This window comes from Bacillus sp. RO1 (assembly GCF_012524115.1).
In the GTDB taxonomy this organism is placed as follows: Bacteria; Bacillota; Bacilli; order Bacillales; family Bacillaceae_I; genus Sutcliffiella_A.
The window spans coordinates 26,985-36,655 of sequence record NZ_JAAZWB010000056.1 but is presented as its reverse complement, the minus strand read 5'-3'; the positions used below and the strand labels follow the sequence as shown (position 1 = coordinate 36,655).

Here is a 9,671-nt window from a genome sequence, read left to right as displayed (position 1 = left end):
AACAGACGGGGGGACGCAGAGGCGGTCTTTCAAACGTGGGAAGGGTTCCGAAAAGATAAGGGGCGAAAGAGGGTCTCAGGTTGGAGCACCAGACCTATGCGGAAAACAGGAGCTGGGCAAGAGAGTTGCTGTAGCAAGCCCCGAAGCTGTGCCCAAAACAGGAAAACGGTAACAGAGGAGCCGTCTCAAGACCCGAAGCCACGCCTCAAACAGCCAAACGGTAACAGAGGAGCCGTCTCAATGCCCGAAGCCCCGCCTCAAACAGCCAAACGGTAACAGAGGAGCCGTCTCAGGACCTGAAGCCCCGCAGCAAACAGTAAAACGGTAACAGACATCCCGCAGACATCTCCAACCCCAAAAACAAAAAAGCAGCACGGAACTAATCCCCCATGCTGCTTTTAGTTATATCTCTTACTGTTTCTGCTCCGCCCACTCTTCGACATTCCACACCTTCGTCACCCAGTCCTCATAGAAGCTAGGTTCGTGGCATACAAGGAGAATGGTGCCTTTATAAGCTTTGATAGCACGCTTTAATTCTTCTTTCGCTACCACGTCCAAGTGGTTCGTCGGCTCGTCAAACAGCAGCCAGTTGCTTTCGTGCATCATCAGCTTGCATAATCTTACCTTTGCCTGCTCTCCACCGCTCAATTGGCTCAACGGACGGGAGATATGCTCGTTCTTTAACCCGCAACGAGCCAAGATAGCACGTACCTGGTGCTGATCTAGGGAAGGGAACTCGTTCCATACGTCATCAATCGGCGTAATATCCTTCGCTTTTACCTCCTGCTCAAAGTAGGAAGGGAAAAGGAAGTCACCGCGTATTACGGAACCGCCAAGAGGATCTATTTTACCCAAGATTGTCTTCAGTAATGTCGACTTACCAACTCCGTTGCATCCGACGATTGCAATCTTATCTCCACGCTCAATTTCCATTGTAAGCTTAGGTAATAACGGATCAGAATACCCAATCTCAAGGTCCTTCGCTTCTACCACATAACGGCTGCTCGCACGGGATTCTTTAAACTCGAATGTAGGCTTTGCAGCTGTCTCAGGGCGGTCGATACGCTCCATGCGGTCCAGCTGCTTCTGACGGCTTTTTGCACGGCCAGTCGTAGAATAACGCGCTTTATTTTTCGCAATAAAGTCTTCTTGCTTCTTAATGAATTCTTTTTGCTTCTCATAAGCGTTAATATGCTGATTTTTGTTAATTTCCGCAAGCTCTAAAAACTTTTCATAAGACGCTGTATAGCGAGTTAGTTTGGAGAACTCTAAGTGAAAAATAACATCCACCACACCGTTCATGAACTCGGTATCATGCGAAATCAATAGGAATGCATGCGGGTATTCTTTTAAATAAGAGCTTAACCAACGGATATGTTCCACATCCAGGTAGTTCGTCGGCTCATCCAGTAACAACACTTGCGGCTGCTCAAGCAACAGCTTCGCCAAAAGAACCTTTGTACGCTGTCCACCACTTAGTGCAGCAACGTCACGTTCAAGTCCAATTGCGTCCAAACCAAGACCGCGCGCAGCTTCCTCCACCTTGATATCCAAGTTGTAAAATCCACCGGCATCCAAATGATCTTGAATTTCGCCCATTTGCTCCAAAAGCTCTTCCAACTCTTCCGGAGTGGCCGTTCCCATTTTATCGGTGATGGCATTCAGTTCTTTTTCTTTTTCATATAAAGGCAAGAATGCGTCACGCAGGACGTCTCGGATCGTTCTTCCCGGTGTCAGGACCGTGTGTTGGTCCAAGTATCCGTAATGCACACCCGGCGTCCATTCTACGCGTCCTGTGTCATATACAATCTCCCCTGTGATGATATTCATTAAAGTTGATTTACCAACCCCGTTTGCCCCAACAAGGCCAACGTGTTCCCCAGCTAATAGGCGAAGGGAAACATCTTTAAATAACGTACGGTCGCCAAAGCTATGGCTTAACCCATCTATGCTCAATAAACTCATGTTTGTATCCATCCTATCTAAAAAAATATCTACTTTTCATCATACTAAAATTTTCTAGGAATGGCTATGTGGGAAATGAAAGAAGTTTCTTCCTCCTTATCTAGAAATCTATACTAAAATCTACCAATCTGCTATAAAATAAACATAGATAAAAGGGATGGTGGGGAAACCTGATGAAGAGACGGGCACCGTGGATTATTGTAATAGCTTTACTACTAATAATAGGAAGTGGCTTTGTGCCAACTGGGTTTGATGTGCTATTTGCAGGGAACCCATTTAATTTAGATGAGTTTGTTCAGTATGAGGGAGGCTCCGAACTCGATGGTGATTTGGGGATGACCTACGTGGCCAGCCTCCAAAACAGCAAATGGCCTTTAATGGTCCTTACGCAACTTTTGGAAGAGGGGGTAGAGATTGTTCCATCCGTTTCCGGGCAACAGGACGTGGATTATGAAGAGCTGGACTACCAAAATAAACAAATGATGGAGCAATCAAAAATTAAAGCAGAATACATAGCACGTGGCATATTGGGAGAGGATCAGAAGCTTGAATTGCTTGGGTTTTATCCTGTATTTTACTTGCCAGATTGGAAAGACAAAGACGCGGTTAAAGTAACAGACCTTCTAGTGGGAATAGACGGAGAAAAGCTGGAATCCTATGACCACCTGGATCAACTAATTGTTGAAAAGGAGTCGGGAGAGACGCTAACATTGTCGTTAATACGTGAAGGTAAGGAAATAGAGGTCGATGTTACAACATACCCGCACAAGGATTATTACGGAAACACGGTCCTCGGAGTATTTTTCGAAGAAGTATTTGATTCATCAAAGGACGAAAATATTCAGTGGAAAAACATAGAGAACCTGGGTGGACCCAGTGCCGGACTAATGATTACCCTCACACTTTTAGACAAAATGATGGAGGATTCCCTGTTAAAAGGAAACGCGGTAGCCGGTACGGGGACGATTACAATTGATGGAGAAGTGGGACCGATTGGCGGCGTAAAACAAAAGGTGATAGGAGCTGCCAATGCAGGGTTTGACTACTTCATCGTCCCACTTGATGACGAGTGGGAAAAAAATGAATCGATTGCGAGAAAGACTATAAGCGAAGAAGGTCTGGATATCGAACTTATACCAGTAGGAACGATAGAAGATGCGGTGAAGGCATTGGAGATGCTTCCGGAGAAGAAGTAAAGGGAAGGCATGACAATGTCTTCCCTTTTTGACTACCCTCACACAATATGTAAAGATTAGAAGACAAGAAGCTTGAAAGGATTGTTACTATGCCAAAAACTGTCGTTCTTGCAGAGAAACCCTCTGTAGGTAGAGATATAGCAAGAGTATTAAAATGCACAAAAAAAGGAAACGGATTCTTTGAAGGGGACAAGTACATTGTCACATGGGCGCTTGGTCACCTCGTCACCCTGGCTGACCCGGAAGCCTACGATGCAAAATTTAAAGCGTGGAAGCTGGAAGACCTGCCGATGCTGCCTAACGAAACAAAGCTCGTCGTCATTAAAAATACGAGCAAGCAATACAGCGCGGTAAAAGCGCAGCTTACCCGCAAGGATGTAAAGGAAATTGTCATCGCAACAGATGCGGGCCGTGAAGGAGAGCTTGTTGCCAGATGGATTTTAGAAAAAGCCCGCATTCAAAAGCCTGTAAAACGACTTTGGATTTCCTCTGTCACAGACCGCGCAATAAAGGAAGGCTTTGCAAAACTTCGTGATGGAAAAGAATACGAAAATCTCTATTACTCTGCGGTTGCCCGTGCCGAAGCGGACTGGGTAGTGGGAATGAATGCCACAAGAGCCTTGACCACTAAGCACAATGCCCAGCTTTCATGCGGAAGAGTCCAGACACCTACGCTTGCCATAATTGCTAAACGGGAAGAAGAGATTAGAAGCTTTACACCAAAAGAATTTTACGGCATGAAAGCTATCACAGAAAATGGTTTTCAGCTTGTGTGGCAGGACACTAAAACGAAGGAACGAAGAAACTTCAACAAGCAGACTTTGGAAAGCTTGCATTCCAAAGTGAAGAACCAGGATGCAAAGGTAACCGACATAAATAAAACCGAGAAGAAAAGCTACGCACCCGCACTATATGACCTTACGGAACTACAGCGCGATGCCAACCGCATCTTCGGCTATTCTGCAAAAGAAACGCTATCAATCTTGCAGCGTTTATACGAGCAACATAAAATCGTTACGTATCCAAGAACGGATTCCAGATACATTTCCACTGACATGGTGGATACGTTGAAAGAGCGTGTGGAAGCGATTCGTGCACACTCTTACAAGCAGATTGCATCTAAGTTGCTCACGAAACCGATCAAAGCAAACAAGTCTTTTGTGAACAATGAAAAAGTGACGGACCATCATGCGATTATTCCGACAGAAGAAGCAGTGTTGTTAAGTAAACTATCAGACAAGGAATACAAGATTTATGACCTGATCGTGAAACGGTTCTTAGCCGTTCTGTTACCGCCTTTCCTTTATGAACAGACAAACATCACTGCATCCATTGGAACAGAACAGTTTGTCGCAAAAGGAAAAACGGTTATTTCTCAAGGCTGGAAGGAAGTTTTCAGTTCCATGGAGGAACAGGAGGATGGAAGTGACAGTCTTACAGATCAGCTGTTGCCGAGCATGAATAAAGGAGACGTTCTGCCGATCCGGAAGGTCGAACTGACTTCCGGAAAAACAAAGCCGCCTGAGCCATTTAACGAAGGTACGTTGCTTTCAGCGATGGAAAATCCGGCAAAATACATGGAACAAACGGACCAGAAGCTTGTGAAAACACTGGGTGAAACAGGCGGAATTGGCACGGTTGCCACTAGAGCAGATATCATCGAAAAGTTATTCAATAGTTTCCTGATGGAGAAGCGCGGCAAAGGCCTGCACATCACATCTAAAGGGAAACAGCTGCTTAACCTTGCACCGGAGGATCTAAAATCCCCAGCCTTGACCGGAGAATGGGAGCAAAAGCTTGGCATGATTGCAAAAGGACAACTGAAAAAAGCAGCATTCATTAATGAAATGAAGGCTTATGCGAAACAGATTGTTCATGAAATTAAAAATACTGATCAAAAGTTCAAGCATGATAACCTGACAGGTAAACGTTGCCCTGACTGCGACAAGCCAATGCTTGAAGTGAACGGGAAAAAAGGAAAAATGCTCGTATGTCAGGACAGAGAATGCGGTCATCGTAAAAATGTCTCCAAAGTGACTAATGCACGTTGTCCGAAATGCCGTAAGAAGCTGGAGTTGCGTGGGGAAGGGGAAGGTCAGATGTTCGCTTGTGTTTGCGGACACCGTGAGAAGTTAAGTACCTTCCAGGAACGACGTAAGAACAACGCGAATCAGAAAGCGTCCAAACGTGACGTGAATCAATACATGAAAAAGCAGAATAATGATGAGCCGGTGAATACCGCACTTGCGGATGCATTGGCGAAGTTGAAATTGAAATAATGGTTTGGGGTCGCACTCTTCTGGAAGGAGTGCGGCTCTTTTTATGTATGGAGTCTGTTTTTGCGGGTCATCCCATCTACATATCAAGAAAAATTGCAGGATATCGAGAAAATTTGTAATATATCAAGAAAAATTTAACTATATCGAGAAATTCCACAATATATCAAGAAATCTCAAGTTTTATCAAGAAAAATTTAATTATATCAAGAAACGGCCCGCCCTCCTCCTTAAGCTGGTCAGCCCACCACCATAGCTAGGCTTTCACCCAAACATACCCTGCCGCATAGGCTAAATGGAATCGCAATTGTAAGATAACCTACCATTGAAAGGGTGTTAGATCTTGGCGGGGAAAATATTAAACTATTATGCTGGTGGAAATACAGCGCGCGGATTTTATAGTCTTTATGAATCGAACATAGAAGGATTGGACCGCATTTTTATCCTCAAGGGCGGACCAGGGACAGGGAAATCATCGCTTATCAAAAAAATCGGGAAAGTCTGGAACGAAAAAGGGTACGATATTGAACTGCTTCATTGTTCTTCCGATACAAAGTCGGTGGATGGGTTGGTCATCCGTGCGCTTGGCATTGGAATAGTCGATGGTACTGCGCCACATGTTATTGAACCGAAAGCGCCGGGGGCAGTGGAAGAATACGTCAACCTAGGCGAGGCGTGGGACTCCAAATTACTTGCTGAACAGAAAGCGGAAATACAACACTTAGCAACCAAAAAGAAGGAAGCCTTCCAGACGGCTTACCAAACTTTTGCGAGAGCCCTGAAAATACATGATGATTGGGAAAGGTATTATATTCATAATATGAACTTTGAGGCGGCAAATAAGCTGACACAGGATCTGGTGGAGCAATTGTTCCAAGGTAAGACATCTGATAAAAAAGCGGATGTAAGGCATCGCTTCCTCGGTGCGGCAACGCCTGCGGGAGCAAAGGACTTCGTGCCAAACCTGACAGAAGGTCTGACACATCGGTATTTTATAAAAGGTCGTCCGGGTTCGGGGAAATCCACCATGCTGAAGAAGCTTGCTAAAGCCTCCGAAGAAAAAGGGTTTGATGTGGAAGTCTATCATTGTGGGTTTGATCCATACAGTTTAGATATGATTATCTGCCGAGAGCTTGGTTTCGCCATTTTTGACAGTACAGCCCCACATGAATATTTCCCAGAGCGTGATGGGGATTCCATTGTGGATATGTATGATATTACGATTCGTACAGGGACAGACGAACGGTATGAAAGGGAAATTGCTCTTGTAAAAGAACGCTATTCAGAAGCGATGCAGGAGGCCATTGGGAAATTGGCAGAAGCAAAAAGCTGGCACGGAAAATTAGAAGAAATCTATGTAAAAGCTATGGATTATACTGTGGTGGATGAGTGGACCAAGAGAATTCAAGCAGAAATAGAAGCCATAGCAGATACAAAATAACGACACTAAAAAAGGTGAACAGCACATTCCTGCCGTTCACCTTTTCACATTTTCCTAGGAAATACGTCAAAACTCGACTATATTTCCACGGTTACTTCTACCCCATAGTGGTCTGAGACAACTTCTCTGTTTCTTCCGTTGAAAATAACATTAGAAGATGTGACCTTAACAGGAGAGCTTGCCAAAATTAAATCAATCCTCAAGTCCTGCTTGTTCTTATCCCAACCAGCTATACTTCCTTCCACTGTCACACCTGAATCTTTTTCAGACGCAAGAAGATACGTATCATGCAGTCCAACTGTCAAAGTCAAATAATCATAACCTTCTCCTTCAATATGAGCACTATTATTAAAGTCTCCCATTAGGAAGTAAGGTTCCGTTCCCTTGACCTGCTTGAGTAATTGCTCCATCTGATACTTACCTGGCTCCTCTTTATCATCCCACCAACCTAGATGGCATGTGTAAAAGGACATCTCCTCACCTTGCACTTCCACTGTCACACCGACAATTTTACGTGTTTTCCAAAAGTCAGTGTCCGTACTTTTTGATACAAAGAAGGAGTGAGTCTTTTTGATAGGGTGTCGAGTCAAAATGGCAAGGCCTTCCTCGTACGTGTCATACCCCATATGGGCGAAGTCCCAGACTAACTCGTAGTCTGAAACCCCTATTTTCTCAAGCTCTTGCTGTAAAACAAGGCCGAAGTTGTTTTGTTTGATGTTGTCTTTGACCACTTCGGCATCGATGCTTTGACTAACCTCTTGAAGAGCGATGACATCGTATGCTTGTTCCTTAATGGCTTTCGCGATATGCTGTATCTTTTCCATTTGGTTCTCTTCCTGCCAAGAGTGGCAGTTTAAGGTTAGTAAATTCATCGTTTATTACGCTCCCAACAAGTCTTGAATATCAGATTTGATTACATCAGCTTTCGGTCCATAGATTGCTTGTACCCCGCGGTCTTTCACGATCAGTCCAAGCGCACCTTTTTCTTTCCATGCAGCTTCATTTGCAACTTTTTCTCTATCTTTTACTGTAACACGCAGACGAGTCATACATGCATCCACGTCTTCGATATTTTGTGCTCCACCAAGCAAGTCGATGATTGCAGGTGCCAAGGAATCTGCTTGTACACTTGCAGCTGCACCGTTACCAGCGCCTTCTTCTTGCTCGATATAGTTACCGTTACGACCCGGAGTAGGGAAGTTGAATTTCTTGATCATGAAGTTCGCTACCGCAAAGTTCAATCCGAAGAATACTAAACATGCAATCACAAAGTTTACTAGATCTAACCATAAGCCAGCTTTTACAATCATTGGTGTACGAGTCAACAACTCAATAACTCCGAACGCATGAACACGAATATCGATGATATCAACAATAGCGAAAGCAAGTCCTGTCATAATCGCATAAATTACATATAACACAGGAGCCGCAAACATAAACATGAATTCGATCGGCTCTGTAACACCAGTCAAAAATACTGCAAGACCTGCAGAGAAGAACATAGACTTATATTTTTTACGCTTATCTTTATCTACATTACGATACATCGCATACGCAATACCGATCAATGCCGCACAAGAAAGAATCATTTGTCCTACTTTGAAACGAGCAGGTACTACTTCACGTAAAAGCGCTTCATAAGATTCTGTGTCACCAGCTGCCAGGAAGTTGTTCAAATCAGCAATCCAAGCTAACCATAATGGATCTTGACCTGCTACAACAGAGCCTGCGCTACCGCCAGTTAAAATAGTGTAAGTTCCACCAAGTGACGTGTAGTTCATTGGTACCGTTAACATATGATGCAAGCCGAACGGCAACAATAGACGCTCAAGCGCACCGAAAATGAAAGGAGCAATGATAGGCGCGCTGTCTCTAGATGAAGCGATCCATACACCAAAATCATTTAACATTCCTTGAATGAACGGCCAAACCACACTAAGTGCAATACCTGCGATAACAGAACCACCAATTACAACGAATGGTACAAAACGTTTACCGTTAAAGAAAGATAAAGAATCAGGTAATTTACTATAGTTATAAAATTTATTGAAAAGGTTAGCACCAAGGAAACCAGCAATGATACCAACAAATACTCCCATATTTAATGCAGGAGCACCTAACACAGTTGTAAAGTAGTCACCTACAATAAGTTCTTGTCCAAAAAGAGTGGTGAAAGTAGCTTCAGGGTCTGCCACCATAGAGTTGTTAACCCCAAAGATTGCGCCAGTGATACGGTTGATAAGAACGAATGCGATCAATGCTGCAAAAGCACCGCCTGCACGCTCTTTCGCCCATGATCCACCAATGGCAACTGCGAACAATACATGCAGGTTGGTGATGATTCCCCAACCGATATCCTCCATTACTCTTGCAATCGTTTGCACAAGAGCGATGTCTCCACCAGTCATGCCAACCAACTTACCAAGAGAAATCATAATACCTGCAGCAGGCATAACCGCAACCACTACTAGTAAAGCTTTACCGAATTTCTGCCAGAAATCAAAAGACAAAAAGTTCTTCATATTAACAGCCTTCTTTCTATTATTGTTTCTATTTTTTGTTGAAAACGAATTCATTTTAGTGCGAGTTAGTGCACTTATAGTGCAACCGTTTGCATTTTCCTATTGTATGGCATGACGTTGAACAATGCAAGTAGAAAATATTATTTTAATAATTTTTTAACAATGTATATAAAGATGTAAGAAAATTAATTATACATAGAAGAATCCAACTTTTGGTGGAAGTATATACAGCATGAGTGAAAACGGGTACACTATTCCCGTAATGCCAGAT

At 43.7% G+C, this 9,671-nt stretch carries 6 protein-coding genes; 3 read left to right on the top strand and 3 right to left on the bottom strand.

Features of this window, described 5'->3' with window-relative positions:
- Positions 1 to 411: 411 nt before the first annotated feature.
- Positions 412 to 1,965, bottom strand: a complete 1,554-nt coding sequence (locus HC179_RS07110) for an ABC-F family ATP-binding cassette domain-containing protein (protein WP_168863709.1) — start codon at positions 1,963 to 1,965, stop codon at positions 412 to 414.
- A 173-nt stretch (positions 1,966 to 2,138) separates the two neighbouring features.
- Between HC179_RS07110 and HC179_RS07105 the strand changes: the two genes are divergently transcribed.
- From HC179_RS07105 to HC179_RS07095, 3 genes are all read left to right on the top strand, one after another.
- Positions 2,139 to 3,161, top strand: a complete 1,023-nt coding sequence (locus HC179_RS07105) for a S16 family serine protease (protein WP_168863708.1) — start codon at positions 2,139 to 2,141, stop codon at positions 3,159 to 3,161.
- Between the two features lie 89 nt (positions 3,162 to 3,250).
- The gene (locus HC179_RS07100) at positions 3,251 to 5,440 is read left to right on the top strand and encodes a DNA topoisomerase III (protein WP_168863707.1); all 2,190 of its coding nucleotides are present in this window, start codon (positions 3,251 to 3,253) and stop codon (positions 5,438 to 5,440) included.
- A 340-nt stretch (positions 5,441 to 5,780) separates the two neighbouring features.
- Positions 5,781 to 6,878, top strand: coding sequence for a PRK06851 family protein (locus HC179_RS07095; RefSeq protein ID WP_168863706.1), 1,098 nt, complete (start codon positions 5,781 to 5,783; stop codon positions 6,876 to 6,878).
- A gap of 77 nt (positions 6,879 to 6,955) precedes the next feature.
- Here HC179_RS07095 and HC179_RS07090 read toward each other — a convergent pair whose 3' ends face one another.
- The gene (locus HC179_RS07090; protein WP_168863705.1) at positions 6,956 to 7,750 is read right to left on the bottom strand and encodes an endonuclease/exonuclease/phosphatase family protein; all 795 of its coding nucleotides are present in this window, start codon (positions 7,748 to 7,750) and stop codon (positions 6,956 to 6,958) included.
- Between the two features lie 6 nt (positions 7,751 to 7,756).
- Positions 7,757 to 9,400, bottom strand: a complete 1,644-nt coding sequence (locus HC179_RS07085; protein WP_168863704.1) for a PTS transporter subunit IIBC — start codon at positions 9,398 to 9,400, stop codon at positions 7,757 to 7,759.
- Positions 9,401 to 9,671: the final 271 nt, after the last annotated feature.

What these genes read in the sequence shown, in the direction of transcription:
- HC179_RS07090 (WP_168863705.1), bottom strand. Translation starts at nt 7,750, where the DNA reads ATGAATTTACTAACCTTAAACTGCCACTCTTGGCAGGAAGAGAACCAA.
- HC179_RS07085 (WP_168863704.1), bottom strand. Translation starts at nt 9,400, where the DNA reads ATGAAGAACTTTTTGTCTTTTGATTTCTGGCAGAAATTCGGTAAAGCT.
- HC179_RS07110 (WP_168863709.1), bottom strand. Translation starts at nt 1,965, where the DNA reads ATGAGTTTATTGAGCATAGATGGGTTAAGCCATAGCTTTGGCGACCGT.
- HC179_RS07100 (WP_168863707.1), top strand. Translation starts at nt 3,251, where the DNA reads ATGCCAAAAACTGTCGTTCTTGCAGAGAAACCCTCTGTAGGTAGAGAT.
- HC179_RS07105 (WP_168863708.1), top strand. Translation starts at nt 2,139, where the DNA reads ATGAAGAGACGGGCACCGTGGATTATTGTAATAGCTTTACTACTAATA.